Here is a 26,666-nt window from a genome sequence, read left to right as displayed (position 1 = left end):
TCGGCGCCGGTCACGTGCGGTCGGCGGCGGTCGCGGGCGGTCGGCGGTGGCTCCCGGGCTGCCGTCAGCGGTTCGCGGGCGGTGGGCGGTGGTTCGCGGGCGGTCGTGGTTCAGCCCGGGAGCAGGTGACCCCTTCTCGACAGCAGGAACTTCTTGAAGGCCGCCACCGGCGGGGTGTCCGGGCGGCCGGCCAGCCAGGCGACGCCGATCTCGCGGGCCGCCCGCGGGGAGGTGACGGTCAGTTCCACCACCCCGGGGCGCGGCACGGCCGGCGGGGGCAGCAGGGCGACGCCCAGACCGGCGGCCACCAGGCCCCGCAGGGTCTCCGCCTCCTCGCCCTCGAAGGCGACCCGGGGCCGGAAACCTGCCTGTGTGCAGAGGTCGTCGGTGATGCGGCGCAGGCCGTATCCGGGCTCCAGGGTCACGAACGTCTCGTCGGCGGCCTCGGCGAGGCGGACACGGCGCCGGCCGGCGAGCCGGTGGTCGGCGGGGACGACCAGGCGCAGTTTCTGCTCGTCCAGACGGCGGGCGACGAGGTCGGGGGCGTCCGGGACCGGGGAGGTCAGGCAGAGGTCCAGCTCGCCCTCCCGGAGGCGCTCCAGCATGGCCTCGCCGTAGTTCTGGACGAGGCTGAAGCGGATGCGCGGATGGTCGGCGCGGAAGGCGTGCAGCAGGCCGGGCACGGTCTCGGCGCCCATGGTGTGCAGAAACCCGAAGGCGACCTTGCCGGTGGCCGGGTCGGCGTCGGCGCGCACCTCGTCGGCGGCCCGCTCGACCTCGGCGAGGGCGCGTTCGACGGAGGCGAGGAAGGTGCGGCCGGCGGGGGTCAGGGAGAGGGTGCGGCCGTGCCGGGCGAACAGGTCGACGCCCAGGTCGTGTTCGAGGCGGACCATGGACCGGGAGAGCGTGGACTGCGGGACCTGCATCTCCTGGGCGGCACGGGTGACGTGCTCCGTGCGGGCGACGCCGGCGAAGTGAACGAGACGTGGCGCGAGCAGCGCGACGATGTCTTCTGTGTCACCGGACGGTGACAGCTTCCTCTGTGACCTCTGCTGATGCACCATGGGAACGATTATGGCGTTTCCATGCATTGGACGGATGAGCGGGGCCGTCCGTAGGTTCGCAGCATGTCATCCGTCAGTACCGGGGCGTCCACGCGTGTGGACGCCGGCCCGCCCGTCACTCCCTCTTCCTCTGCCGCTCCCTCCACAGCTCCCTCTGCGCCGTCCGCCCCGGGCGGACCCGACTCCCGGATGTCCCCCGGCGGCCCCGGTTACCGGCGGATGAGCCTCGCCCTCTTCCTGGCGGGTGTCGCGACCTTCGCGCTGCTGTACTCCACCCAGGCCCTGCTGCCGCTGATCTCCGGGGACCTCGGGGTGAGCGCGGGCGACGCGAGCTGGACGGTGGCGGCGGCCACCGGCGGTCTGGCACTGTTCGTCCTGCCGATGAGCGCGCTGTCGGAACGCTACGGACGCCGTACGGTCATGACCGCCTCCCTGGCCGTCGCGGTGACCGTCGGGCTGCTGGTCCCCTTCGCCCCGTCGCTGGGCGCCCTGGTGGCGCTGCGGGCGCTCCAGGGGGCGGCCCTGGCCGGGGTGCCCGCGTCGGCGACCGCGTATCTCGCGGAGGAGGTCAGGCCCAGGGCGCTGGTGACCGCGATCGGACTGTTCGTCGCGGGCAACAGCGTCGGCGGGATGAGCGGCCGGGTCGTCACCGGATGGGTGGCGCAGGAGTGGGGCTGGCGGGTCGCCGTCGGCGTGATCGGGGTGCTCGCGGTGGCGTGCGCGGTGGCGTTCCGGCTGCTGCTGCCGGCGCCGAGGCACTTCCGGCCGGGCTCGCTGCGCCCGCGCGTGCTGGCCGGCGCGGTCCGGGGCCACCTCGCCGACCCGCTGCTGCGGCGCCTGTACGCGATCGGCGCGCTGTTCATGACGGTGTTCGGCGGGGTCTACACCGTGATCGGCTACCGCCTGAGCGAGGCGCCCTTCTCGCTCCCCCAGGGCGTCGTCGGCTCGATCTTCCTGGTCTACCTGGTCGGCACGGTGTCGGCGTCGGCGGCGGGGCGGCTGGTGAACCGGCTGGGCCGCCGGGGCGCGCTGTACGCGGCGGGCGGGACCACCGCGGCGGGTCTGCTGCTGTCCCTGGCCGGCTCGCTGTCCCTGATCCTGCTGGGCCTGGTGCTGATCACCGGGGGCTTCTTCGCGGGCCACGCGGTCGCGTCCTCGGCGGTGGGACGGACGGCCACCGAGGGCCGCGCCCAGGCGTCGGCGCTGTACCAGTCCGCCTACTACGTCGGCTCCAGCGTGGGCAGCACGGTCGGCGCGCTCGCCTTCCACTCGGAGGGCTGGGCCGGAACGGTGGGGGTCGGCCTGGTGGCGGTGGCCGGTGTCGTGACCATCACGGTGCTGGGCACCCGGGCGGCCCGGGTGGAGCAGCGGCGGCTCGCCCCCGCGTGAGGCCGCGCACGCCCGGCCCGGCGGGCGGAGGATTTCGTTCCGCCCGTTGAACTCGCCTCTCCGACCTGCGCTTTCATCCACTCGGGGGGCCGTTGTCAGTGGCCTGCGGTAGCTTCCGAAGTGCTGGGTGCGAAGGTGCGCCGCAGACAGGCCACAGGGGTGGGTGGACGATGACGAACGGCACGGCGACGACGACCGGTCTCGACGCCAGGCTCGAGGCGCACCGCGTCGAGCTGACCGGGTACTGCTACCGGATGCTCGGTTCCTCCTTCGAGGCGGAGGACGCGGTGCAGGACACGATGATCCGTGCCTGGCGCGGCTTCGACAGGTTCGAGGGCCGTTCCAGTCTGCGCTCCTGGCTGTACCGCATCGCGACCAACGTCTGCCTGGACATGCTGACGGCCGGCAACAAGCGGGCCCGGCCGATGGATCTGACGGAGTCGACCCCGCTGGCGCAGGCGGCCCTCTCGCCGCGGCCGGACCACACCTGGCTGGAGCCGGTGCCGGACTCCCGGGTGCTGCCCACCGTCGAGGACCCGGCGGAGGCGGCGGTCGCCAAGGAGTCCGTGCGGCTCGCCTTCATGGCCGCGCTGCAGCAGCTGCCGCCCAAGCAGCGGGCGGTGCTGCTGCTGCGGGAGGTGCTGGCCTGGCGGGCGAGCGAGGTGGCGGAGCTGCTCGGCACCTCGGTGGCGTCCGTCAACAGCGCGTTGCAGCGGGCGCGGGCGACGCTCGCGGAGCGGCGCCAGCCGGGCGCCGACGCGTCCGTCTCCGACCCGCTGGACGAGGAGCAGCAGAAGCTCCTGGAGCGCTATGTGGCGGCGTTCGAGGGGTACGACATGTCGGCGCTGACGGCGTTGCTGCACGAGGACGCCGTCATGACGATGCCGCCGTTCGACCTGTGGCTGACCGGCACCGCCGACATCACGGGCTTCATGACGACGCTGGGCGCCCCTTGTGCGGGTTCGCGGCTGCTGCCTCTCCAGGCCAACGGCCTGCCCGGGTTCGCCCAGTACAAGCCGGACCCGGAGGCGGGTGGTTTCACGCCGTGGGCGGTCCAGGTGCTGGAGATCTCAGAGGGCCGGATCACCGGGTTCCACTGCTTCCTCGACACCAAGCGCTGGTTCCCGCTGTTCGGGCTGCCCCTCCACCTCGAAGCGGAGGCCGACCAGGTCGAGCAGGGAGCATAGGGCGGGGTCGGGGTCGCGCAGCCGTATCCGGCCCCCGGTCCGGTGGACCAGGAGCTGGAGGCGGGCGAGCAGGTTCACGGCGGCGAGCCCCGGCGGCCCCAGGCCTCCCACGTCACAGACGACGATTCCGTCGTCCTGGCTGCTCCTGCCGCTCCTGCCGCTCCTGCCGCTCCTGCCGCCCCCGCCGTCGTCCAGCAGTGCCCGCAGCGCTTCGCTCGGCCCGCTCACCCCGTCCCGGGTGACGGGGCCGCGCAGCACGAGTACGGGCGGTGTCCTGGTGTCCACGAGCGGTAGACCGGGCACGGGCGCGTAATTCATCGCGGCGTCCCGCCTGCGTCCGGGCACCGCGAAGATCATATTGACCCGGGCATGACCTTCCCGCGAGGGTTGGGTGTATGCGCCACAGACCTTTCCCGTCCGCGACCTCCGGTGCTCGCCGCCCCGGCGAGGAGCCGCTGTGCAGGGGGTGCTGAGCGGTTTCGCGGTGATCGCGGTGGTCATCGGCGTCGGTTATGTGGTCGGCCGCCGGGGGTATCTGGGCCGACAGGCCCACGAGGTGCTGACGAAACTCGCCTTCCACGTGGCCTCACCGGCCCTGCTGTTCACCCTTCTCGCCGAGGCGGACCTGTCGGTGGTCTTCTCCGGCCGGCTGCTGGTCACCGCACTGAGCACGGCCGCGGTGGCCGGCGTCTTCGTGGCGGTGGGTGTCGTACGCCGCTGGGGCGTGGGCCGCACCACCATCGGCGCCCTGTGCTCCAGCTACGTCAACTCCGGCAACCTCGGCATCCCGATCGCCGTGTACGTCCTCGGCGACGCCTCACTGGTGGCGCCGGTGCTGCTGTTCCAGCTCGTCGGGATCACCCCGGTCGCGCTGACGATCCTGGACCTGGCGACCGCCGGGGAGAAGCTGCCACTGTGGCAGCGGCTGCTCACACCGCTGCGGAACCCGGTCGCGCTGGGCTCGCTGGCGGGGGTGGCGGTGTCGGCGTCCGGCCTGGAGATCCCCGGCCCGGTCATGGACCCGGTGACGCTGATCGGCAACATGGCGGTGCCGGCGGTCCTGCTCGCGTTCGGCATCTCGCTGCGCGGCAGCGCCCTGCCCCTGCGGGGCGGGGAGCGCGGTGCGGTGCTGCTCGCCGTGGCGCTGAAGTCGGTGGGCCAGCCGGTGGTCGCCTGGGCGCTGGCGGCGGGGGTCTTCGGGCTGCGCGGGGCGCAGTTGCTCGACGTGGTGGTGACCTCGGCGCTCCCGGCCGCGCAGAACATCTTCACATTCGCGAGCAGCTACCGCGTCGGCGAGACCCTGGCCCGGGAGGCGATCCTGGTGTCGACCCTGCTCTCGGTACCGGTACTGGTGGTGACGGCGACCCTCCTGGGGTGAGGGTCCTCACCCCAGGAGGCGCCCGGACGGGCCGTACCCGACAGCGGCCTCCGGCTGCGGGCGCGGGTCAGGCGATGCGTTCCCGCACCACCGGCGTGGCCTCGAAGGCGGTGCCGGGGGCCGCGATGTCGTAGGAGCCCGCCACCGCCTCCAGGGCGTAGGCGAAGCGGTCCGGGGTGTCCGTGTGGAGGGTGAGGAGGGGCTGGCCCTCGGTGACCGTGTCGCCGGGCTTGGCGTGCAGTTCGACGCCGGCGCCCGCCTGTACCGGGTCCTCCTTGCGGGCGCGGCCCGCGCCGAGGCGCCAGGCGGCGACGCCGACGTCGTAGGCGTCCAGGCGGGTCAGGACGCCGGAGGCGGTCGCCGTCACCACGTGCTGTTCGCGCGCCGTCGGCAGGGGCGCGTCCGGGTCGCCGCCCTGGGCGGCGATCATGCGGCGCCAGACGTCCATCGCGGAGCCGTCGGCCAGGGCCTTCGCCGGGTCGGCGTCCTTGAGGCCGGCCGCGTCCAGCATCTCGCGGGCCAGGGCGAGGGTCAGTTCGACCACGTCCGCGGGGCCGCCGCCCGCCAGGACCTCCACCGACTCGCGGACCTCCAGGGCGTTGCCCGCGGTCAGGCCGAGCGGGGTCGACATGTCGGTGAGCAGGGCGACGGTCCGCACGCCGTGGTCGGTGCCGAGACCGACCATCGTGGACGCCAGTTCGCGGGCGTCCTCCAGGGTCTTCATGAAGGCGCCGCTGCCCACCTTCACGTCCAGGACCAGCGCGCCCGTGCCCTCGGCGATCTTCTTCGACATGATCGAGGAGGCGATCAGCGGGATCGCCTCGACGGTTCCGGTCACGTCGCGCAGGGCGTAGAGCTTCTTGTCTGCGGGGGCCAGGCCGTCGCCGGCCGCGCAGATGACGGCGCCCACGTCGTCCAGCACGGACAGCATCTCCTCGTTGGACAGCAGTGCGCGCCAGCCCGGGATCGCCTCCAGCTTGTCCAGGGTGCCGCCGGTGTGGCCGAGGCCCCTGCCGGAGAGCTGGGGGACCGCCGCACCGCAGGCCGCCACCAGCGGGGCCAGCGGCAGGGTGATCTTGTCGCCGACGCCGCCGGTGGAGTGCTTGTCGGTGGTGGGGCGGGACAGCGAGGAGAAGTCCATGCGCTCGCCGGAGGCGATCATCGCGGCCGTCCAGCGGGCGATCTCGGTCCGGTTCATGCCGTTGAGCAGGATCGCCATCGCGAGGGCCGACATCTGCTCGTCGGCCACCTCCCCGCGGGTGTACGCGTCGACGACCCAGTCGATCTGCTCGTCGCTGAGTTCACCGCGGTCCCGCTTGGTGCGGATGACGGAGATGACGTCCATGGCCATGGCTGGCATTCCTTCCGGAGTGCGAAGAGTGCGGCGCGGCCCCTCCGGCCGACGGTTGTGGCAGTCGATCGGAGGGGCCGCAGGGGAGTTACTTGGCGAGGTGCTGCGGGCCGAAGGCCTGGGGCAGCATCCTGGACAGCGGCAGGATGCCCGCCGGGGTCTCCAGCAGCAGCTCGGGGCCGCCGAACTCGTACAGCAGTTGCCGGCACCGGCCGCACGGGACGAGGATCTCGCCGCTGCCGTCCACGCAGGTGAAGTGCGTGAGCCGGCCGCCTCCGGTGCGGTGCAGCTCCGAGACCAGCCCGCACTCGGCGCACAGGCCGAGCCCGTAGCTGGCGTTCTCGACGTTGCAGCCGGAGACCGTGCGTCCGTCGTCGACCAGGGCGGCGGCACCGACCGGGTAGCCCGAGTAGGGGACGTACGCGTGGGTCATGGCCTCGCGCGCGACCGCGCGCAGCGCCTCCCAGTCGACGCCGGCCGTGGTGGCCCCGGGCGGGGTCATCCGCCTTGCCCCTTCCGGTAGGGCAGTCCGTCCGCCTTCGGCATGCGCAGCCGCTGTGCGGACAGCGCGAGGACGACCAGGGTGATGACGTACGGCGTGGCGGAGACGACCTGGTTGGGGACCTCGTTGGTGCCGGCGTACCAGGCGTAGACGAGGGCGCCGACGACCAGGGTGACGAGCGCGTGCACGTACTTCTTGCGGACCACCAGCCAGATCGCGCCGATGACCAGCAGCAGCGCGCCGAGCAGCAGCAGCGCGTGCACGTTGGCGGAGCCGCCGCGCAGGTTGAGGCTGTCGGTGTAGCCGAAGAGGCCGGCGCCGATGGCGAGGCCGCCCGGCATCCAGTTGCCGAAGATCATCGCGGCGAGGCCGATGTAGCCGCGCCCGCTGACCTGGCCCTCCAGGTAGAAGGGGTTGGCGACGATGGACAGGAAGACACCGCCGAGGCCGGCCAGGGCACCGGAGATGATCACGGCGATGTACTTGTACTTGTAGACGTTGACGCCGAGGGACTCGGCGGCGACCGGGTTCTCGCCGCAGGAGCGCAGCCGCAGGCCGAAGGCGGTGCGCCAGAGGATCCACCAGGTCGCGGGGATGAGCGCGATGGCGATGAGGGTCAGCCAGGAGACGTTGGTGACCAGTCCGCCGAGCAGGCCGGCGATGTCGGAGACGAAGAACCAGCCCTTCTCGTTGAGGTCGCGCAGTCCGTCGGACAGCCCCGGCACGGTGAAGTGGCCGAGCGACTCGATCGCCGGGGACTGCTTGGCGGAGCCGCCCTGGTGGCCCTCGAAGGCCAGCGGGGCGAGGTAGCGGGTGGCGCCGAGGGCGAGGATGTTGATGGCCACACCGGAGACGATGTGGTTGACGTTGAAGGTGACGGTGACGAAGGCGTGCAGCAGGCCGCCGAGGGCGCCGCCGATGAGGCCGACGAGGACGCCGGTCCACGGGCCCCACTGGAATCCGGCCCAGGCGCCGAACCAGGTGCCGAGGATCATCATGCCCTCGAGACCGATGTTGACGACGCCCGCGCGCTCGGCCCACAGACCGCCGAGGCCGGCGAGACCGATGGGCACGGCCAACTGGAGGGCAGTGGACATCTGGCTGACGTTGGTGATGCCGTCCGCCCCGGTGACGAGGCGGACGAACGAGACCAGGGCCAGGGCTCCGGCGATGACCAGCAGCAGCACGGGCCACGACATGCGGCGGCCGGTGGGCGCCGCGGGCTGCAGCGAGGGCTGGTTGACGTCGGTCGCTGTGGTCGGGGCGGTCATCGGCCGGCCACCTCCTTCGTGGAGTTGTTGACGGCGCCGAGGACGTGACCCGCGGCGAGTTCCGCGCCGACCCGGCGCTGCTGGCGGCGCAGGCCCCACTCGCGGACGGCCTCGTAGGAGACGACGACCGAGAGCACGATCAGGCCCTGCATGATGACCGCGATCTCCTTGTCGTAGCCGTGGAAGTCCAGCTCGGGCGAGGCCTTGTCGAGCCAGGCCCACAGCAGGGCGGCGAAGGCGATGCCGACCGGGCTGTTGCGGCCGAGCAGGGCGATGCCGATGCCGAGGAAGCCGATGCCGGTCGGGAAGTTCAGGCTGTAGGTGTGGGTGTCGCCGAGCAGGATGGGCAGGCCCGCGAGGCCCGCGATACCGCCGGAGATCAGCATGGCGCTGAGCACCATGCGCTTGGGGCTGACCCCGCTGGCCGCGGCGGCGGTCTGCGAGGCGCCGGAGGCGCGCAGGTCGAAGCCGAAGCGGGTGCGGTTGAGGACGACCCAGTAGCCGATGCCGAGCAGCGCGGCGAGGACGACCAGGCCGTAGATCTCGCCTGCCTCGCCCATGTCGATGCCGGGGACCCAGCCGGACTCGTGCATCACGCCGGTGGTGTTGTTGTTGCCGACCTTGACGCCGAAGACGGTCGGCAGCCACAGATAGCCGATCACGGAGGTCGCGATCGCGTTGAGCATGATCGTGGCGACGACCTCGCTGACCCCGCGGGTGACCTTGAGGACACCGGCGATGCCGGCCCAGAAGGCGCCGGTGAGGACGGCGGTGAGCAGCAGCAGCGGGATCTGCAGGGCGGCCGGCAGGGCGGCGTGGGCGCCGACGATGGCGGCCATCATGGCGGCGAGCTGGTACTGGCCGTCGACACCGATGTTGAAGAGGTTCATCCGGAAGCCGATGGCCACCGCGAGGGCCGCGATGTAGTACATCGAGGCCTGGTTGATGATCAGCACCTGGATGTCGGAGAACGTCGCCTGCTCGAACATCAGGGCGAACGGCTCGACCGGGCTCTTGCCCGAGGCGAGCAGCACGATCGCGCTGAGCACGAAGGCCACGGCGAGCGCGATGACCGGGCCGGCCACCGCGAGGAGCACGCGCTCCTTGTCGAACTTCTTCATCAGCGGGCCTCGCCTTCCGGAGACTCGGGGGCGTCGGCCCGGGTCTCGGGGGTCTCTTCGTGTTCGAGGTGTCCGGTGGTCGCACCCGTCATGGCGGTGCCGAGCTCCTCCGGGGTGATGGTCGTGGGGTCGGCGTCCGCGACCAGCTTGCCGTCGTAGATCACCCGGAGGGTGTCGGACAGACCGATCAGCTCGTCCAGGTCGGCGGAGATCAGGAGAACGGCGAGGCCCTCGCGGCGCGCTTCCCGGATGTGGTCCCAGATCGCGGCCTGCGCGCCGACGTCCACACCGCGGGTGGGGTGGGAGGCGATCAGGAAGCGGGGCCGGTGGCTCATCTCGCGGCCGATGATCAGCTTCTGCTGGTTGCCGCCGGAGAGGGAGGCGGCGGTGACGTCGATGCCGGGGGTGCGGACGTCGTACTTCTCGACGATGCGGCGGGTGTCCTTCTGGGCGGCCTTCAGGTCCAGCCAGACGCCCTTGGCGTTGGGCTTCTCCGTGACGTGGCCGAGGATACGGTTCTCCCAGAGGGGGGATTCGAGGAGCAGCCCGTGGCGGTGCCGGTCCTCGGGGATGTAGCCGATGCCCTCTTCGCGCCGCCGGCGGGTGGGCCAGGCGGTGATCTCCTCGTCGGCCAGCCGGATGACGCCGGACTCGGCGGTCCGCAGGCCGATGAGCGCGTCGACCAGTTCGGTCTGGCCGTTGCCCTCGACGCCGGCGATGCCGAGGATCTCGCCCTCGTGGATGGTGAAGCTGATGTCGTCGAGCAGGGCCTTGCCGCCGGGGGCCGTCAGGCGCAGCTTGTCGACGGTGAGCACCGCGCGGTCGGTGACCGTGGACTCGGCGGTCTGAGGCGTGGGCAGTTCGCTGCCGACCATCATCTCGGCGAGCTCGCGCGGGGTGGTCTCGGCGGGTACGGCGGTGCCGACGGTGGTGCCGCGGCGGATGACGGTGATGTCGTCGGCCACGGAGAGGACTTCGCCCAGCTTGTGGGAGATGAAGATGACCGACAGGCCCTCCGCCTTGAGCTCGCGCAGGTTGTCGAAGAGCGCGTCGACCTCCTGCGGGACGAGGACGGCGGTGGGCTCGTCGAGGATCAGCGTGGTGGCGCCGCGGTAGAGGACCTTGAGGATCTCCACGCGCTGGCGGGCGGCGACACCGAGCTCCTCGACCAGCAGGTCGGGGCGTACGCCGAGGCCGTAGCGGTCGGAGATCTCCTTGATCCTGCGCCGGGCCTTCGCACCGATGCCGTACAGCTTCTCGCTGCCGAGCACCACGTTCTCGAGGACCGTGAGGTTGTCGGCGAGCATGAAGTGCTGGTGGACCATGCCGATGCCGCGGGCGATGGCGTCGGCCGGCGAGGAGAACGCGACCTTCTCGCCGTGGATCGCGATGGTGCCCTCGTCCGGCTTCTGCATGCCGTAGAGGATCTTCATCAGCGTCGACTTGCCGGCCCCGTTCTCACCGACGAGGGCGTGCACGGTGCCTTTGCGGACCGTGAGGTGGATGTCATGGTTGGCCACGACGCCCGGGAAACGCTTCGTGATCCCGGCGAGCTCGACGGCGGTCACCGATTCGTTGACCGCGGCTCCGGCCGGAGGGCTGCTGGACGCGTTGATGGCGCACTCCTGGGGACGGGGGTCGTCTACGCGCGTAGCGCCCCGACGGCATCAAAGGGGGCGGCACACCGAACCGACGGGGTGCGGGGAGTTCACTCCCCGCACCCCGTCGAGCGGTCGCAACCCCGTGGGTTACACATTGCTCAGGACTTGCGGGCTCAGCTCGACTTGACCTTGATCTCGCCGCTGATGATCTTCTTCTTGGCCGTCTCGATGACGTCCTGGAGCTTGGCGTTGTCCGCGAACTTCGGGTTCGAGTTCGACAGGCTCACCTCACCCGCCTTCAGATCGCCCCTGAGGATACCGGTCCGGGGACTGCGGTCCTCGACCGACTGGGCCAGCTTGTACACGGACTTGGCGACGTCCTTCATCGCCGAGGTGAGGATCCAGTCCTTGTACTTGGCCAGGGCTCCCTGCTTGTACTGGTCGGAGTCCACACCGATCGCCCACACCTTGTTGGTGGCGGCGGCCTCGATGACACCCTGACCGGACAGACCGGCCGCCACGTAGACGACGTCGGCCTTCTTCTCGATCTGGCCCTCGGCGGCGGCCTTGCCCTTGTCCGGGCTGGAGAAGCCGCCCTCCTCGGCGGTCTGCGTGAGGAACTGCGAGATGACCTTGACGTCCGGGTTCGTGTCCTTGACGCCCTGCTCGAAGCCGGCCCGGAACTTGTGGATCAGCGGGATGTCCACGCCGCCCACGAAGCCCACGACATCGGTCTTGGTGGTCTCGGCGGCGGCGACACCGGCCAGGTAGGAGACCTCCTCCTCGGCGAAGACCAGGTCGGCCACGTTGTCGGCCTCGACCGTGGCGTCGTCCACGATGCCGAAGGTGGTGTCCGGGTACTTCTCCGCGACCTGCTTCACCGCGGAGGCGTAGAGGTAGCCGACACCGACGACCGGGTCGTACCCCTGCTTGGCCAGCGAGGCCAGCCGCTGCGCCTTGTCCGCGTCGGTCTCGCCGTCGGTGGGCTCGACGTCGGTGGTCTTGTAGCCGAACTGCTTCTTCGCCTGCTCCAGACCCGCGTACGCGGCGTCGTTGAAGGACTGGTCACCCCGGCCGCCGACGTCGTACGCGATGGCGATGCCCTTGTCGCCCTTGGATTCCGACGAACCGGAAGAGGTCGAGGTACCGCCGCAGGCGGAGAGCGTGAGGGCCAGAGAGGCGGTCGCTGCGCCTGCGACCGTGATCCGGGAAAACCGGCGCATGTGTGGTGCTCCTTCGTACAAGCGCCGGATGATTCGGCTACGGCGCTGCTCGCCGCAGATTAACGCGCGTAGACCTCCCGGGAAAACCCTTCTGTCCACCTTGTTACAGGCCCGTGGCCAATCCCACTTCCCCGGCGTTCCCACCATTTCACAACGTTGCCGATCGCGAACGGAGGGTGGCCGTGCGGGGCGCGGGAGTTGACGCACAGGGGCGGGCACCCGCTCGGGTGCCCGCCCCTGTGCTCGACGTGACGGCCGGCTCTCTCGTACGGCCGGCCGGTGTCACCGGCTCCCGCCGACTGCTCCGACTACTCCGACTTGACCTTGATGGAGCCGTCGACGATGCCTTCCTTGGCCTTGGCCACGGCGTCCGTCAGGCCCTTGATCTCGGCCATCTTCGGGTTGCTCTCGGAGAGGCCGACGCCGTCCGCCTTCAGGTCGAAGACCTGGGCGCCGGTCAGCGGCTTGCCGTCCTCGACGGACTTGGCGAGGGCGTACACCGAACCGCCGACCTCCTTGGTGGCGGAGGTGAGGATGAAGTCCTTGTAGCCGGCGAGGGCTTCCTGCTGGTACTGGTCGGAGTCGACGCCGATCGCCCAGACCTTCGCCTTGGCGGCGGCCTCGATCACGCCCTGCCCGGAGAGACCGGCCGCCTGGTAGACGACGTCGGCCTTCTTCTCGATCTGGCCCTCGGCGGCGGCCTTGCCCTTGTCCGGGCTGGAGAAGCCGCCCTCCTCCGCGGTCTGTGTGAGGAACTGCGAGATGACCTTGACCTTCGGGTCGGTGTCCTTGACACCCTGCTCGAAGCCGGCCCGGAACTTGTGGATCAGCGGGATGTCCACGCCGCCCACGAAGCCGACCGTCTTCGTCTTGGTGGCCTTGGCGGCGGCGACACCGGCCAGGTAGGAGGCCTGCTCCTCGGCGAAGACGAGGGAGGCGACGTTCTTGCCCTCGACCACGTAGTCGACGATGCCGAAGGTGGTGTCCGGGTACTTCGCGGCCACGGCTTCCATCGCCGGCCCGTAGGCGAAGCCGACGCCGATGACGGGGTTGTAGCCCTGCCTGGCGAGCGTGGACAGGCGCTGCTCCTTGTCCGCGTCGGTCTCGCCCTCGGTGGGCTCGATGTCGGCGGTCTTGTAGCCGAACTGCTTCTCCGCCTTCTCCAGGCCCGCGTACGCGGCGTCGTTGAAGGACTGGTCGCCCTTGCCGCCGATGTCGTAGGCGATGGCGAGACCGAGGTCTTCCTTGGTGTCGCTCTTGTCGCCACTGTCACTGCTGGTGCCGCCGCAGGCCGTGGCGGCGAGTGCGAGCGACGCGACGCCCACCGCGACGCGAGTCAGTCTGGATATCCGACGCATCTGAAGTTCCCCATTCCGCAAAGCCCCGCATCGGGTGCTCGATCCGGCGCAGATTAACGCGCGTAGACACTCCTGGGAACGGGGTACCACAGGGCTGTTATCCATTCGTGCCGCCAAGGCGACACGCGCACCACTCCGCCCCTCCCCCGGCGCACGCGCGAGCGGAGTGCAAGGGGAGCGCAAGGGGAATACAGGGGGGAGCTCAAGTGGATCGAAACCAGGGGCAGTTACCGCAGCGCGTCCAGCAGGGCGGCGGCGGTGAAGAGTTCGACGCCGACGGTGATGGCGTGCTCGTCGACGTCGAAGTCGCCCTGGTGCAGATCGCGCACGGTGCGCTCGCCCGGAGGGCGGACCCCGAGACGGGCCATGGCGCCGGGGACCCGCTCCAGGTACCAGGAGAAGTCCTCGCCGCCGAGGCTCTGTTCGGTGCTCTCCACGGAATCCGAGCCGCGCCGGGCGATCATGGCGTCCCGCAGGAGCTCGGTGACGCCGGCCTCGTTGACCACCGGCGGGACCCCGCGCACGTAGTTGATCTCCGACTTGGCGCCGTGCAGGTTGGCCACCTCGTCGATCGCGGCGACCACGAGGTCGGGGGCCAGCCGCCAGGTGTCCAGGTCGAGGCAGCGCACGGTACCGGAGAGTTCGGCGTGCTGCGGGATGACGTTGGGCGCGTGGCCCGACTCGATCCTGCCCCAGGTGACGGCGAGCCCGCTGCGGCTGTCGACCCGCCGGCCCACCAAGGCGGGCACGTCGGTGACGACCCGGGCGGCGGCGGTGACCAGGTCGGTGGTCAGATGCGGCCGGGCGGTGTGGCCGCCGGGGCCGTCGAGGGCGATCTCCAGACGGTCGCAGGCGGAGGTGATGGGGCCCGGGCGCAGCCCGATCCGCCCGGCGTCGACCCGGGGGTCGCAGTGCACGGCGATGATCCGCCCGACCCCGTCGAGCGCGCCGTCCACGATGGCCTCGGCGGCGCCGCCGGGCAGCACCTCCTCCGCGGGCTGGAAGATCAGCCGCACCGGCCGGGGCAGCAGGCCCTGGCGGTGCAGTTCGGCGAGGACGAGCCCGGTGCCCAGCACCACGGTGGTGTGCACGTCGTGGCCGCAGGCGTGCGCGCGGTCGGGCACGGTGGAGCGGTACGGGCACCCGGTCTTCATGTCGGGGATGGGCAGGCCGTCGATGTCGGCGCGCATGGCGAGTATGCCCGTGTCCGTGCCGATGTCCGTGTCCGTGCCGATGTCCATGGGCACGGCCGCGATGCCGGTGCCGTCCGTCACCCCGATGTCACAGATGACCCCGGTCCCGCTGGAAAGTACACGGGGCGCGAGGCCGGCCCGCTCCAGCCGCTCCTTGATCGCCGCGGTGGTGCGGAACTCCTGGTTGCCGAGCTCGGGGTGCATGTGCAGGTCGCGCCGGAACGCGATGAGCTCGGTGCGCAGCATCTCGGGGAGGGCGCCCGGAAGCACCGCCCCTCCGGGCAGATCGACCTCGGACTCCAGTGACATCTGTTGCTTCACCCTTTGAAGGGTAGGACGCCGGGACGGTCCGCTGCTCCCCGATCAAGAAAAATCAGCCCGTCAGGGGAAGAAAAACTGGCGGTCCCGTGCATAGCCGTACATCGGGATGGGTAAACTCGTCGCTCTTGCGCGGAGTGTGAGGCCACCCGGCCCGTCGGCACGTGATATCGGTCACAACGGCCGTTCCGCTGTGCTTCCGTCGCCGTTCCGCCGTTCTCCGGCACCCGTTTCACCGCACTGCACCTCTCCTCGGTGTACCACGGTGTACCACGCATCACCCGAGGCACGCCGACCGGTTCAGGTGACGGACACGGCACCCGCGCCACGCCGTCGTCCACGCGTACGGGTGAAAGCGTCTCCGTGGCCCCGGGTTCCGCCGATAGGGTGCGGGGCCATGCGTGCCGACCCGCCGGAGTTCCTCCACGCCACCCGCGTCTCGTACGACGCCATCGCCGACGAGTACACCGACCGGTTCGCCGACGGGCTGGCCGATCTGCCCCTGGAACGCGCCCTGCTCACGGCCTTCGCGGACCTCGCCCGGACCACCGGGCCGGGCGAGGGGACCACCCGGCTGCCGGTCGCCGACCTCGGCAGCGGTCCCGGACACGTGACCGCGCGGCTGCACCGGCTCGGCCTGCCGGTCTTCGGGGTCGACCTCTCCCCCCGCATGGTGACCCTGGCCCGCGCGGCGCATCCGGGTCTGCGGTTCCACGTCGGCTCGATGACCGCGCTGGACCTGCCGGCCGGGACGCTGGGCGGCATCGTGGCGCTGTACTCGGTCATCCACATCCCCGACGACCACCTCACCGGCCTCTTCACCGAGTTCCACCGCGTCCTGGCACCGGGCGCCCCGGTCCTGCTCGCCTTCCAGTCGGGCGACGAGGACGGCGGCCTGCACCTGGACGAACGTTTCGGCCACCCCGTCTCCCTGGACTACCACTGGCGCACCCCCGCCACGGTCATCACCCACCTGACCGAGGCGGGCCTGGAACTCACCGCGCAAACCCTGCGGGAACCGACCACCGACGAGAAACGCCCCCGCGCCCTCCTCCTGGCCCGCAGACCAAAGACGGCACGAGGCTGACGCCGACCCGGCCTTCACGCGGGCGGCGCGAACCCCCGCGTGCGGGCCGGGGAAGCAGGCGGAGGCGCTGTCGCCGGTCGTTCCCCGGCCCGGGACCGGTTCAGTGTCCGCGTGCGATCCATTCGGCCAGGTACGGTGCCTCCGCGCCGATCGTGGTGCCGTCGCCGTGTCCGGTGTGCACACGGGTTTCTTCCGGCAGCGTGAACAGCCTGTCCCGGATGGACCCGATGATGGTGGGGAAGTCGGAGAACGAACGGCCCGTGGCTCCGGGGCCGCCCGAGAACAGCGTGTCCCCGGTGAACAGCACCTTGGCTTCGGGCAGGTGCAGGCAGACGGACCCGGGAGAGTGTCCCGGAGTGTGGATCACCTCGAGTGCCGTGCCCGCCACGTCGACGCGTTGCGCGTCGCTCGCGTGCCCGAAGGCCTGGCCGGGGTGGGTCATCTCCCACAACTCCCGGTCGCCGGGGTGCAGCAGGATCGGCGCCTGGAGTTCACGGGACAACTGCGGCGCGACGGTGACGTGGTCGTTGTGACCGTGCGTGCACACGACGGCCACCACGTTCCGGTCTCCCACCGCCCTGATGATCGCTTGCTCGTCGTGCGCCGCGTCGACGATCACCACCTCGTCGTCGTCGCCGACGAGCCAGACGTTGTTGTCGACCTCCCACGTGCCGCCGTCGAGGGCGAAGACCCCGGAGGTGACCACGCGTTCGACACGCAGGCCGCTCACAGGACCACCACCGAACGCAGCACCTCGCCGGCCTGCATGGTGTGGAAGGCCTTCTCGACCTCTTCGAGTGCGATGCGCTCGGAGACGAACTTCTCCAGCGGCAGCCTGCCCTGCAGGTGCAGGTCGACGAGCATCGGGAAGTCGCGCTCCGGCAGACAGTCGCCGTACCAGGACGACTTCAGGGAGCCGCCGCGGCCGAACACGTCGAGGAGCGGCAGTTCGAGCTTCATCTCCGGCGTGGGCACGCCCACCAGCACGACGGTGCCCGCGAGGTCGCGCGCGTAGAACGCCTGCTTCCACGTCTCGGGGCGGCCGACCGCGTCGATGACGACATCGGCGCCGAAGCCGCCCGTCAGTTCGGCGATCGCGGCGACGACGTCGGTCTCGCCGGCATTGACCGTGTGGGTGGCGCCCAGGTCGACCGCCCAGGTCAGCTTCTTCTCGTCCCGGTCCACCGCGATGATCTTCGATGCGCCCGCCAGCCGCGCCCCGGCGACGGCCGCGTCGCCCACACCGCCGCAGCCGATGACTGCCACCGAGTCCCCGCGGCTCACCCCGCCGGTGTTGACGGCGGCGCCCAGGCCGGCCATGACACCGCAGCCGAGCAGACCCGCCACGGCGGGGTCCACGGACGGGTCCACCTTGGTGCACTGCCCGGCGTGGACCAGGGTCTTCTCCGCGAAAGCACCGATGCCGAGCGCCGGGGTGAGTTCCGTCCCGTCGGTCAGAGTCATCTTCTGGCTCGCGTTGAACGTGTCGAAGCAGTACTGGGAACGCCCGCGCCTACAGGCCCGGCACCGCCCGCACACGGCACGCCAGTTCAGGACGACGAAGTCGCCGGGCCGCACCGAATCGACACCTTCGCCGACACTCTCCACGGTGCCGGCGGCCTCGTGTCCGAGGAGGAACGGGAAGTCGTCGTTGATACCGCCTTCGCGGTAGGTCAGATCGGTGTGGCACACGCCGCACGCGGCGACCGCGACGACGACCTCACCCGGTCCCGGATCGGGAATCACGATGTCGGTGAGCTCGACCGGAGCTCCCTTGGAACGGGCGATCACACCGCGGACCTGCTGTGGCATCTGAGCTGGTTCCTCTGTCAGTCGGTTGTCAGTCGGTCAGAGGGCATGCGCACCGGCGCACGCCCTCTACGACCACGACGTTAGCCCCGGAACAAGGACGGGCGACCTGTGCGACGGACCAGGAGAACCTCGACCTTCGGTCAGCGGCCGAACCGGCTATGGTGCGTGGGATGCTCGACACGAAAGAACCGCCGGAGGCGGATGTTCTCGCACTGCGAGAGGTCATCGAGGGTCCGCTGCACGAGATCGCACGCCGGTTCTCCCGCTTCCTGTCGGACCGGTGGCCGCACACCGCGCTCGTCGTCTTCACCAAGGAGTGCACCGGCCGGCCGCGGAAGGTCGCCGGCGCGACCGAAATGGTCAACAAGGTCACGATCGACGAACTCGAGCAGCTGAAGGCCCTCGTCGAACCCGGCCGGCCGCTCAGCACCACGGCGGCGGTCGGCGGGGCCACCCGCACCGTCTGGGCCGTCCGCGACCCGGTCGGCACGCTGCTCGTCCTCGTGCCGCGCGGCTCCCGGAAGCGGCTCCCGCGGCCCGCCGCCCTGTCGGCCCTCTTCGGGATCGTCGCGACCTCGATCAGCCAGCAGGTCGCGCAGGCGAGCCCGGACTACCTCGCCGAGTCGCGCGCGGCCTCCAGTGAGCGGGCCCGCACCATCACAGAGATGGCGACGGCGCACGAGAGTGCGCTGGTGGCCATCCTGAACACGCTGCGCGCCACCGCACTCGACGATCACCGTGCCCGCGTGGCCGCGACCGAGTCCGCCTCCGTCGCGCTGGTGGCGTTGCGCTCCGCTCAGAAGTCCGGTCTGGCCCTGTCCGAGGAACCGGCCCCGGCCGCGTTCACGAAGCTGCGCAGGGACATCCGGCACCTGCTCAAGCATCACGGAGCGCACGTCGAGTTCGTGCCGCCGGCCAAGGCGGCGCGTCCGCTGCCCGGAGAAGTCGCCTACGCCGCTCGCGCGATGACACGGACCGCGGTGCTGGCCTTCACCGCGCAACCGGGCCCGTCGCGCCTGCGCGTCGCCTGGACCTGTGACGGCACGTCACTGCGGATCGACGTGCGGGAGCAGGAGTCCGGGAGCGTGGACGTGCGCGCGCTGTCACGCCAACTCGAAGGCCGCGCCCGCACGCTCGGCGCCACGGTCAGCCTCGACGCCGTGCCGGGCTGGGGAAGCCGGGCCGGCATCACCCTTCCTTTCGACCCGCCGGCCGTTCGAACAGGGAAGACCAGGCTGTCGAGTCTCAACGCGCGGGAACGGGAGGTCCTGCACCTTCTTGCGCAGGGCAAGCGGAACAGGGCCATCGCGGACGCACTCGGAATCACGGAGAGCACCGTCAAGTTCCACGTCACCGGAGTGCTGAAGAAACTCGAGGTCAGCTCACGGGGTGAGGCCGCGGCACTGGCCCTGAACGGGTACGAGCAGGGTTCAGCGGCCGGGGGCCGAGAGGGGCAGTGACCGTCGCCGGCCGGCCGGGCTCCCGGAGAGTCGCCGTGCGGTCGGCGGGCGGACGCCGTCGCTCACCTCCCAGTGGGCGGTCACCGGCGTCCGTTCACGCCGGTGCCACCGCCGACAGGCGGTGGACGTCGCGGGCGGTGCCGGTGACGCCGGAGAGGAAGCCCTGGGCGCGGGGGGAGGCGTTCTCGGTGAGCCAGGCGGGGTCGATGTCGCAGACCGCGATGCGCACCTCCGTGCCGAACAGGGCGAGGGGGAGGGTGTGGACGACGGTCGACGGGAAGCTGAGGACGGTGCCGCCTATGGGGCCCCGGCGGGCGATCAGTTCCAGGGGGAGTTCGGGGCGGACGATCTCCAGGCCCGTCTCGACGGCGAGCCGGTGGAGTTTCCCGGTGCTCTCGCGGCGGTGGGCGAAGTAGCGGGTCGCGCCGTGGGTCTTGGCGAGGGAGCGGACGGCCTCCAGGTAGGCGTCGGCGTCCACCACGCCGGTCTCCACCAGGGAGGTGCCCACCATGTCGGCGGTCCTGGTGATGCGGGGCGGGCCGAACCGGGCCCGGGTCCAGGCGAAGGCGTTGGCGCTGACGGTGACTCCGGGTGGGGTGTCCGCCACCGGCATCGAGGAGAAGACCTCCACCCGGCGTCGGCCGCCCGGGGTGAGCCTGCGCCGGGCGACGCCGGACACCGGGGCGAGGAGCAGGTCCCGGGGGCCGCGCCGGCCGCCCTTGCGGTGCCAGCGCACCAGGCTTTCGCCGCGCGCGAGTTGGCCGACGAACTCCATGGTCGCCGTGCCGTCGTCGACGACGACGAGGTCGCGGGCCCGGGTGATCGTCAGCAGGAGCTGTACGTACCGGGAGAAGGGGTCCCCGAGGAGGACGCGGTCGGCCCGGCGCAGCGGGCCGGCCAGGCCGGCGATGGTCTGGAAGGGTGCGGCGGGTCCGCCGCGCGCCTCCTCCCAGCGGACCTCGTGGCCCTCCTCCCGGGCCAGTTCGGACATGCGGCGCAACTGGCCGCGGGTCATGGGGTCGACGGGGGACAGCACCACGAGGGTGAGCCCCGCGCCGGGCGCATGCGCGTGCGCCCACTCCAGCACGTTCAGCAGCTGTACCGGGCTCTCGACGAAGGCGAGAGTGTGGGAGCCGGCGTTCCCGGCGCGGGGGCTCATCGACGTACGACCGTTCCCGTCGTCAAGGGGATGGTGGGTGGGGAGGGTCAGACGGTCAGCGGCTCGCCGGCGGCCGCGGCGATCTCCGCCTCGGCGACGACGCCGGGGACCCGGCGGAGCTTCTTCATCGGGCCCAGCTCGGACTCGTAGACCTTCTTGACGCCGTCGCCGAGGGAAGCCTCGATGGTGCGGATGTCGCGGACGAGGCGGCTCAGGCCCTGCGGCTCGACGGACGCGGCCTGGTCGGAGCCCCACATGGCGCGGTCCAGGGTGATGTGGCGCTCGACGAAGGTGGCGCCGAGGGCGACCGCGGCCAGGGTGGTCTGCAGGCCGGTCTCGTGGCCGGAGTAGCCGATCGGGACGTTCGGGAACTCCTGCTGGAGGGTGTTGATCATCCGCAGGTTCAGCTCCTCGGCCTTCGCCGGGTAGGTGGAGGTGGCGTGGCAGAGCAGGATGTTCTCGCTGCCCAGGACCTCGACCGCGTGGCGGATCTGCTTCGGGGTGGACATGCCGGTGGAGAGGATGACCGTGCGGCCGGTGGCGCGCAGGGCGCGCAGCAGCTCGTCGTCGGTGAGGGAGGCCGAGGCGACCTTGTGGGCGGGGACGTCGAACTTCTCCAGGAAGGCGACGGCCTCGGTGTCCCACGGGGAGGCGAACCAGTCGATGCCCTTCTTCTTGCAGTAGGCGTCGATCTGGCCGTACTCCTCCTCGCCGAACTCCACGCGGTGGCGGTAGTCGATGTACGTCATCCGGCCCCAGGGGGTGTCGCGCTCGATGTCCCACTGGTCGCGCGGGGTGCAGATCTCGGGCGTGCGCTTCTGGAACTTGACGGCGTCGCAGCCGGCTTCGGCGGCGGCGTCGATCAGCTTGAACGCGTTCTCGATGTCGCCGTTGTGGTTGATGCCGATCTCACCGGTGACGTACACGGGGCGGCCGGGGCCGGCCTCGCGGGTACCGAAGCGGCGGATGCGGGAGCCGGGGTTCACGGTGCTCATGACGGTGTTTCCTTACTTGGGGAGGGAATCGAGGGAGGGGCCGAGGATCCAGCCGGCGATCTCCCGGACGGCGCCGTCGCCACCGGGGAGGGTGGTGACCGCGCGTGCGGCGCCGCGCACGACGTCGTGGGCGCTCGCGACCGCCACGGGCCAGCCCACGAGGGCGAAGCACGGGAGGTCATTGACGTCGTTGCCGACGTAGAGCACGCGCTCGGGCGCGATGCCCTGTTCCTCGCACCACTGCTTCAGTGCCAGGTCCTTGCGGTCGACGCCGTGCAGCACGGGGAGCTTGAGCTTGTGTGCGCGGGCGGCGACGACCGGGTTCTGTTCCGTGGACAGGATCAGCATCTTCAGGCCCGACCTGCGCAGGGCTGCGATGCCGAGTCCGTCGCCGCGGTGCACGGCGACGAATTCCTGTCCGCCGGCGTCGATCAGCACCCTGTCGTCGGTCTGGGTGCCGTCGAAGTCGAGGACGACCGCGTCGATGTCTTCGGCGGTCGGGAGGGCGCCGGGCCGTTCCGCGTCGAAGAGCGGGGCGAGGGCGCGGGCGCGGGCGAGGTCGTGCGGGTCGTCGATCTCCAGGACCCGCGCGGGGTCGGTGCGGACGAGTTCGGTCCGGCCGAAGAAGCGGTGCCGGTGCTCGCGGAAGCCTGCCGCGTCCATCGCGTAGGCGGCGCCGGTCTCCAGCAGGTCCTGGGGGCGGTCCTGGCGGCGGGGGCGGAACGACTTGTCGTGGTTGACGCCGAATCCGCCGCTGCCACCGACCGACCGAGCGCCCGCCTGAGTGTCCGTCGGCGTCTCGTCCGTCGCGTCCCGCCAGACGAAGCCGTGGAAGGGAGCCACGGTCACCGCCGTGTCGGCACCCTGTTCGGCGACCGCGCCGGCCACCCCGTCGATGTCCTCGCGGACCAGGAAGGGGCTGGTGCACTGGACGAGCAGGACGACGTCCACCGGGGCGCCGTGCAGGGCCTCGTGGGCGTCCATGGCGTGCAGGACGGCGGCCTCGGAGGTGGCGAGGTCGCCCGCGATGGCGGCGGGGCGCAGCACGATCTCGGCGCCGGCCTGCCGGGCGGCGGCGGCGATGGCCTGGTCGTCGGTGGAGACGACGACGTCCGTGACGTGGCGCGCGGCCCGGCACTCGCGGACGGCGCGGGTCACCAGGGGTACGCCGCCGACCGGTGCGAGGTTCTTCGCGGGCACGCCCTTGGAGCCGCCGCGCGCGGGGATCACGGCGAGCACCCGGCGCTCCGGCGCACCGCTTCGGCCCGCTTGCGGTTCGGTCATGGGATCAGCTCCTCGAGCAGGAAGGGAGGCGGTCACAGTTCGCCCATCCGACGGATCACCGGGGCCACCCGCTGGACGCCGTGCCGGTAGGCACCGCGCGCCGCGCGGCGCACGATCTGCCGGACCGGTCCGGGCTCCCTGTCGGCGGCGGGGGCGCCGGGCAGCGGGGTGCCGTCCGGGCCGAGGTGGTGGCGGGCGAGCAGGCCGGGCAGATAGCCGGGCGCGGTGACGGGCGTGTAGTACGGGGCCAGCGGCGGCAGGCCGCCGGGACGGTCGAGCAGCTCGGCGACGCGTTCGCGGGCGGCGTCGAAGGCGGTGGCGTACGAACCACCCGTCGCGACGCCCTGCCGGGACACCCACTTCTCGTCGGGCACGGGCCGGTGCCCGGCGTCGAGCTGGTCCCAGGAGGCGAGGCAGCCGGAGCCGACGAAGTGGTGGTTGCCGAGCGCCTCGCGCACCCCGAGGTCGGTGAGGACGACGGTCGGGATACGCCGGTGCAGGGACTCCAGGGCGGCCGTGGAGCTGATCGTGACCAGCAGATCGGTGCGGTCCAGCACCTCGCCCATGTGCCCGTACACCAGGCGGAAGTTGGCCGGCGGGTCGAACCGCTGGGCCAGCTTCTGGTACGGCAGTTCCTCGATGTGCGTGGTGTGCTCGCCCGGCTTGGAGCGCAGCTTGAGCAGTACCTCGCGCTCGGGGTGCCGACGGGCGTGCTCGATCAGCCGGTTCAGCAGGTAGGTGCGGTCCTTGCGGCTCTCCGGGACGGAGGGCTGGGCGGCGAAGACCACCGTGTAGGGCCTGCGCCCTTGCTTCGCAGAGGGGTCGTGTTCCCCGGTGTGGGCGGCGCCGCCGAGGAAGGGCAGCGCGACCTCGGTCACCGAGCCGGCGTCGGCGCCCACACCTTCGTACACGGCGCGGAAACGGTCCGCGTCCTGGCGGGAGTTGGCGAGGACGAGGTCGGCGCCGTGGCGCAGCAGCAGGCCGTCGGCGAGCTTCTCGTAGACGACACCCACGTATCCGGTGACCACGACGGGCCGCTCCGGCCGGCCGGCGGGGCCGTCCTCCCAGACCCGCCCGAGCCCGTGCAGCATCGCCTGGACCCCGCCGCCCACCAGGGCGAGGACGAGGACGTCGTACGGCTCCTCCCGCACGGCGTGCAGGAACTGGACCGCGGTCACCTCGTGGAGGGCGTCCGCCTGGACGCCGACCTCTTCGAGCTGACGGGCGGTGGGAGTCGCACGGCCCCGCAGGAGATAACCGTCCAGCCGGATGTCCGAATCCTCCGGGGCGATGCGGTTCGCGGTGAGCGCGCCCCATTTCCACCGGGTGTCGGAATCCGCGAGGACGGCGACTCGCAGGGTCTTCGTTGCACTTACTGGCACGACGAAGACGCTAGGAAGCAATTTCCAGTAGCGGCCCAACCCGAATCCAACAAATGGTGAACAGAAGATCGCCGAATGACGAATCGGCCCGCCCGACGTACGGAAAAACGTTCGCTTCACTGCTTCGACACGCGTCGTTCATCACGTATCAAGGTGTGGGTAAAGACGGATGACGGGCCGCCGCCTAACGTCACCGACGTGCTCAAGCTCTCCGTCATCGTGCCGTTCTACAACGTGCTCCCATACGTCCCCGATGCCCTGCGAAGTCTGCGCGCCAACGCGCGGGACGACTTCGAATTCATTCTCGTCGACGACTGCTCGACCGACGGGACCGCGGATCTCCTCGCGCACGCGGAACGTGAACTGCCGGGGGCGGTGCTGGTGGGACACGAACGGAACGGCGGGCTCGCGACCGCCCGCAACACCGGCATCGACCGGGCCCGCGGCGAGTACCTGACCTTCCTGGACGGCGACGACTGGCTGGCGCCGGGCCACTACGCCCGGTTGGTCTCCGTGATCGAGAAGCTGGACTGCGACTTCGTCCGCACCGACCATGTGCAGTGCACGGCGCGGGCCCGCACCGTGCACCGCGTCCCGCACGGCCGGCGCAACGTGCCGCTCAGTCCGCGCGACGCGATCCTCCCCGCCCACCGGACCACCTCCGTCGACTACGCCTACGCCTGGGCGGGCATCTACCACCGCAGGCTCGTCGAACGGGGCCTGCTGCACTTCACCGACGGACTGCGCACCGCCGAGGACCGGCCCTGGATCTGGAAGCTGCACCGGGAGGCGGAGTCCTTCGCGGTGACCAGCCTGCTCGGGGTGTTCTACCGGCGCGGTGTCTCCTCGTCACTGACCCAGATCGGCGACGCCCGACAGCTCGATTTCATTCGCGCGTTCGACCAGGTGATCGAGGAGACCGCGCGGGATTCCGAGGCGGCGACGCTGCTGCCGAAGGCCGTGCGCACCTACTGCGCCATCATTTCCCACCACCTGGGATCCATCGAAAGGTTCGAGCCGTCCGTGGCCCGGAAACTGAAGGACATGGGCACCGCCGCGCTGCGGCGCATGCCCCAGGACGTGCTCGACGACGCACTCGACTCGATGGACACCGAGCGCGCCGGCCGGCTGCGCCGGCTGCGCCGCCGTCCGGCGCCGGCCTCGGAGGTCGCCGCATGACCACTCAGATCTTCATGGCGTCGACCCTCTACGGAGCGGCCACCCTCGCCGCCGCCCTGGACTCGGGCTGCTTCGCCCCGGCCGGCCGGCGGATCCTGCTGGTCTCCAACAACGCGACGACGCCCGAGACGACGCCCGCCGTGAACGAGATGCCCGGGTTCGAGCACCTGCGGCCCCGGTTCGACGACGTGCTGTCGTGGAACGAGGCGATCTTCCCGTTCCACCCCGGCGGCTGGGCGCCGCGCCTGGACGACGTGCCCCTGTGGGAGCGCCATCTGCGGCTGCTGTGGAACCTGGGCGACGACGACGTGGCGCTCGCCGTGGAGTCCATCCAGGTCAACCCGGCACTCGGGGTGGCGCAGATCTTCACCGACGCGCCCGTCACCGTCTACGCGGACGGTCTGATGAGTTACGGCCCCACCCGCAACAAGATCGACCCGCTGGTCGGCACCCGGGTGGAGCGGCTGCTCCACCTCGACCTGGTGCCGGGTCTCGAGCCGCTGCTGCTCACCGAGTTCGGGGTGGAGCCGGAGGTGGTGGCGACCCCGGTGTTCACCAAGGTGCTGGCCGAACTGGTCGACACCGGAGCCGAGTTGCCCGATGTGGCGGAGCCCGCGCTCCTGCTGGGCCAGTACCTGTCCGCGCTGGACATCCTCTCCGCCGAGGAGGAGGAGAACCTGCATGTGCGGATGCTGAAGGGCGCGGTGCACCTCGGTCACAGCCGGGTGGTGTTCAAGCCGCACCCCACGGCCCCGGCACGCTTCACCCGCACCCTGGAGGAGGAGGCCGAGCGGCTCGGCGTCGCCCTCACGGTGGTGGACACCCCGGTCCTCGCCGAGGTGCTGTACCAGCGGATGCGCCCGGCCCTGGTCGTCGGCTGCTTCTCCACGGCCCTGCTGACCGCGTCCGCCCTGTACGGCCTGCCGGTCGCCCGGGTCGGCACGGACACCCTGCTGGACCGGCTGACGCCCTATGAGAACAGCAACCGGATCCCGGTCACCATCGTCGACGCGCTGCTGCCGGCACCGACGGACACGGCGGCGGTCGCCGAGCGGCGCGGGGCCGTGGACACCGACGCGCTCGGCGACCTGGTCCGCACCGTCGGCTTCGCGATGCAGCCGAAGATCCTCTGGGAACTGCGGCCGCAGGCCGAGCGTTACCTGTCCACACGGCTGGACGGCGACACCCGGCGGTACTTCAAGAAGAGGCGGCTCACCTCGCTGGGCCTGCCCGGCGGCGTTCCGCAGCGCCTGGCGTTCCTGCGGCACAACGCGACGGCGCGCAGAGTGGTGCGGCGTGCGCGGGCCGTCCGGCGCGCGGTCAAGCGGTGAAGGACGACGTGCGGCCGGACG

23 protein-coding genes are annotated in these 26,666 nt (G+C 71.3%); 7 read left to right on the top strand and 16 right to left on the bottom strand.

Annotation, left to right across the window (positions count from 1 at the left end):
* Positions 1-110: 110 nt before the first annotated feature.
* Entirely contained in the window at positions 111-1,064 is a 954-nt protein-coding gene (locus tag ACVW19_RS21155) for a LysR family transcriptional regulator (RefSeq protein WP_457460881.1), read from the bottom strand.
* A gap of 63 nt (positions 1,065-1,127) precedes the next feature.
* On the opposite strand from ACVW19_RS21155, the gene ACVW19_RS21150 reads away from it, so the two are divergent.
* Together ACVW19_RS21150 and ACVW19_RS21145 are read left to right on the top strand one after the other, a co-directional pair.
* Positions 1,128-2,453, top strand: a complete 1,326-nt coding sequence (locus ACVW19_RS21150) for an MFS transporter (protein ID WP_457460880.1) — start codon at positions 1,128-1,130, stop codon at positions 2,451-2,453.
* 170 nt (positions 2,454-2,623) lie between these two features.
* The gene (locus ACVW19_RS21145) at positions 2,624-3,640 is read left to right on the top strand and encodes a sigma-70 family RNA polymerase sigma factor (RefSeq protein ID WP_457460879.1); all 1,017 of its coding nucleotides are present in this window, start codon (positions 2,624-2,626) and stop codon (positions 3,638-3,640) included.
* Here the strand turns inward: ACVW19_RS21145 and ACVW19_RS21140 are convergent.
* Entirely contained in the window at positions 3,524-3,958 is a 435-nt protein-coding gene (locus tag ACVW19_RS21140; RefSeq protein ID WP_457464711.1) for an STAS domain-containing protein, read from the bottom strand. The genes ACVW19_RS21145 and ACVW19_RS21140 overlap by 117 nt on opposite strands.
* A gap of 139 nt (positions 3,959-4,097) precedes the next feature.
* On the opposite strand from ACVW19_RS21140, the gene ACVW19_RS21135 reads away from it, so the two are divergent.
* Positions 4,098-5,018, top strand: a complete 921-nt coding sequence (locus tag ACVW19_RS21135; RefSeq protein ID WP_457460878.1) for an AEC family transporter — start codon at positions 4,098-4,100, stop codon at positions 5,016-5,018.
* A 67-nt stretch (positions 5,019-5,085) separates the two neighbouring features.
* On the opposite strand, the gene ACVW19_RS21130 is transcribed toward ACVW19_RS21135, so the two are convergent.
* The 8 genes from ACVW19_RS21130 to ACVW19_RS21095 all read right to left on the bottom strand — a co-directional run bounded on the left by ACVW19_RS21130 (position 5,086) and on the right by ACVW19_RS21095 (position 14,947).
* Positions 5,086-6,363 (bottom strand): thymidine phosphorylase, encoded by a 1,278-nt coding sequence (locus ACVW19_RS21130; protein ID WP_457464710.1) that lies wholly within the window; start codon positions 6,361-6,363, stop codon positions 5,086-5,088.
* A 94-nt stretch (positions 6,364-6,457) separates the two neighbouring features.
* Positions 6,458-6,871 carry a cytidine deaminase gene (locus ACVW19_RS21125; RefSeq protein WP_457460877.1) on the bottom strand — a complete coding sequence of 138 codons (414 nt, stop codon included), beginning with the start codon at positions 6,869-6,871 and terminating at the stop codon, positions 6,458-6,460.
* Positions 6,868-8,142, bottom strand: coding sequence for an ABC transporter permease (locus ACVW19_RS21120; protein ID WP_457460876.1), 1,275 nt, complete (start codon positions 8,140-8,142; stop codon positions 6,868-6,870). The genes ACVW19_RS21125 and ACVW19_RS21120 overlap by 4 nt, the downstream gene beginning before the upstream one ends.
* Positions 8,139-9,263 carry an ABC transporter permease gene (locus ACVW19_RS21115; RefSeq protein ID WP_457460875.1) on the bottom strand — a complete coding sequence of 375 codons (1,125 nt, stop codon included), beginning with the start codon at positions 9,261-9,263 and terminating at the stop codon, positions 8,139-8,141. The genes ACVW19_RS21120 and ACVW19_RS21115 overlap by 4 nt, the downstream gene beginning before the upstream one ends.
* Positions 9,263-10,831 (bottom strand): ABC transporter ATP-binding protein, encoded by a 1,569-nt coding sequence (locus ACVW19_RS21110; protein ID WP_457460874.1) that lies wholly within the window; start codon positions 10,829-10,831, stop codon positions 9,263-9,265. The genes ACVW19_RS21115 and ACVW19_RS21110 overlap by 1 nt, the downstream gene beginning before the upstream one ends.
* Positions 10,832-11,037: 206 nt before the next feature.
* Positions 11,038-12,087 (bottom strand): BMP family lipoprotein, encoded by a 1,050-nt coding sequence (locus tag ACVW19_RS21105; protein ID WP_457460873.1) that lies wholly within the window; start codon positions 12,085-12,087, stop codon positions 11,038-11,040.
* 308 nt (positions 12,088-12,395) lie between these two features.
* The gene (locus ACVW19_RS21100) at positions 12,396-13,445 is read right to left on the bottom strand and encodes a BMP family lipoprotein (protein ID WP_457460872.1); all 1,050 of its coding nucleotides are present in this window, start codon (positions 13,443-13,445) and stop codon (positions 12,396-12,398) included.
* Positions 13,446-13,672: 227 nt separating this feature from the next.
* Complete coding sequence (locus ACVW19_RS21095; RefSeq protein ID WP_457464708.1) at positions 13,673-14,947, bottom strand: M20 family metallopeptidase; 1,275 nt, start codon at positions 14,945-14,947, stop codon at positions 13,673-13,675.
* Between the two features lie 406 nt (positions 14,948-15,353).
* Here ACVW19_RS21095 and ACVW19_RS21090 point away from each other — a divergent pair, with 406 nt between their 5' ends.
* Positions 15,354-16,043 carry a class I SAM-dependent DNA methyltransferase gene (locus tag ACVW19_RS21090; RefSeq protein WP_457460871.1) on the top strand — a complete coding sequence of 230 codons (690 nt, stop codon included), beginning with the start codon at positions 15,354-15,356 and terminating at the stop codon, positions 16,041-16,043.
* Between the two features lie 100 nt (positions 16,044-16,143).
* Here the strand turns inward: ACVW19_RS21090 and ACVW19_RS21085 are convergent, their stop codons facing one another.
* Both ACVW19_RS21085 and ACVW19_RS21080 read right to left on the bottom strand, forming a co-directional pair.
* Positions 16,144-16,773: an MBL fold metallo-hydrolase gene (locus tag ACVW19_RS21085; RefSeq protein ID WP_457460870.1), complete on the bottom strand. Its 630-nt coding sequence runs from the start codon at positions 16,771-16,773 to the stop codon at positions 16,144-16,146.
* Complete coding sequence (locus tag ACVW19_RS21080; RefSeq protein ID WP_457460869.1) at positions 16,770-17,855, bottom strand: S-(hydroxymethyl)mycothiol dehydrogenase; 1,086 nt, start codon at positions 17,853-17,855, stop codon at positions 16,770-16,772. The genes ACVW19_RS21085 and ACVW19_RS21080 overlap by 4 nt, the downstream gene beginning before the upstream one ends.
* A gap of 170 nt (positions 17,856-18,025) precedes the next feature.
* Between ACVW19_RS21080 and ACVW19_RS21075 the strand changes: the two genes are divergently transcribed.
* A complete protein-coding gene (locus tag ACVW19_RS21075; RefSeq protein ID WP_457460868.1) occupies positions 18,026-19,315 on the top strand; it encodes a helix-turn-helix transcriptional regulator in 1,290 nt (429 codons plus the stop codon).
* A 94-nt stretch (positions 19,316-19,409) separates the two neighbouring features.
* On the opposite strand, the gene ACVW19_RS21070 is transcribed toward ACVW19_RS21075, so the two are convergent.
* The 4 genes from ACVW19_RS21070 to ACVW19_RS21055 are packed head-to-tail and all read right to left on the bottom strand — an operon-like array spanning position 19,410 to position 24,135.
* Complete coding sequence (locus tag ACVW19_RS21070) at positions 19,410-20,474, bottom strand: hypothetical protein (RefSeq protein WP_457460867.1); 1,065 nt, start codon at positions 20,472-20,474, stop codon at positions 19,410-19,412.
* A 47-nt stretch (positions 20,475-20,521) separates the two neighbouring features.
* Entirely contained in the window at positions 20,522-21,460 is a 939-nt protein-coding gene (locus tag ACVW19_RS21065) for an N-acetylneuraminate synthase family protein (RefSeq protein ID WP_457464706.1), read from the bottom strand.
* Positions 21,461-21,481: 21 nt separating this feature from the next.
* Entirely contained in the window at positions 21,482-22,753 is a 1,272-nt protein-coding gene (locus tag ACVW19_RS21060; RefSeq protein ID WP_457460866.1) for a cytidylyltransferase domain-containing protein, read from the bottom strand.
* A gap of 32 nt (positions 22,754-22,785) precedes the next feature.
* The gene (locus tag ACVW19_RS21055) at positions 22,786-24,135 is read right to left on the bottom strand and encodes a DUF6716 putative glycosyltransferase (protein WP_457460865.1); all 1,350 of its coding nucleotides are present in this window, start codon (positions 24,133-24,135) and stop codon (positions 22,786-22,788) included.
* Positions 24,136-24,333: 198 nt separating this feature from the next.
* Here ACVW19_RS21055 and ACVW19_RS21050 point away from each other — a divergent pair, with 198 nt between their 5' ends.
* Together ACVW19_RS21050 and ACVW19_RS21045 are read left to right on the top strand one after the other, a co-directional pair.
* Positions 24,334-25,314, top strand: coding sequence for a glycosyltransferase family 2 protein (locus ACVW19_RS21050; RefSeq protein WP_457460864.1), 981 nt, complete (start codon positions 24,334-24,336; stop codon positions 25,312-25,314).
* Positions 25,311-26,645 (top strand): alpha-2,8-polysialyltransferase family protein, encoded by a 1,335-nt coding sequence (locus ACVW19_RS21045; protein WP_457460863.1) that lies wholly within the window; start codon positions 25,311-25,313, stop codon positions 26,643-26,645. Before ACVW19_RS21050 ends, ACVW19_RS21045 begins: the two co-directional genes overlap by 4 nt.
* Positions 26,646-26,666: the final 21 nt, after the last annotated feature.

The sequence above is a fragment of the Streptomyces sp. TE5632 genome (assembly GCF_054061295.1).
Note: the sequence above shows the minus strand (reverse complement) of the source record. Positions and strands in the feature narration are given on the sequence as shown.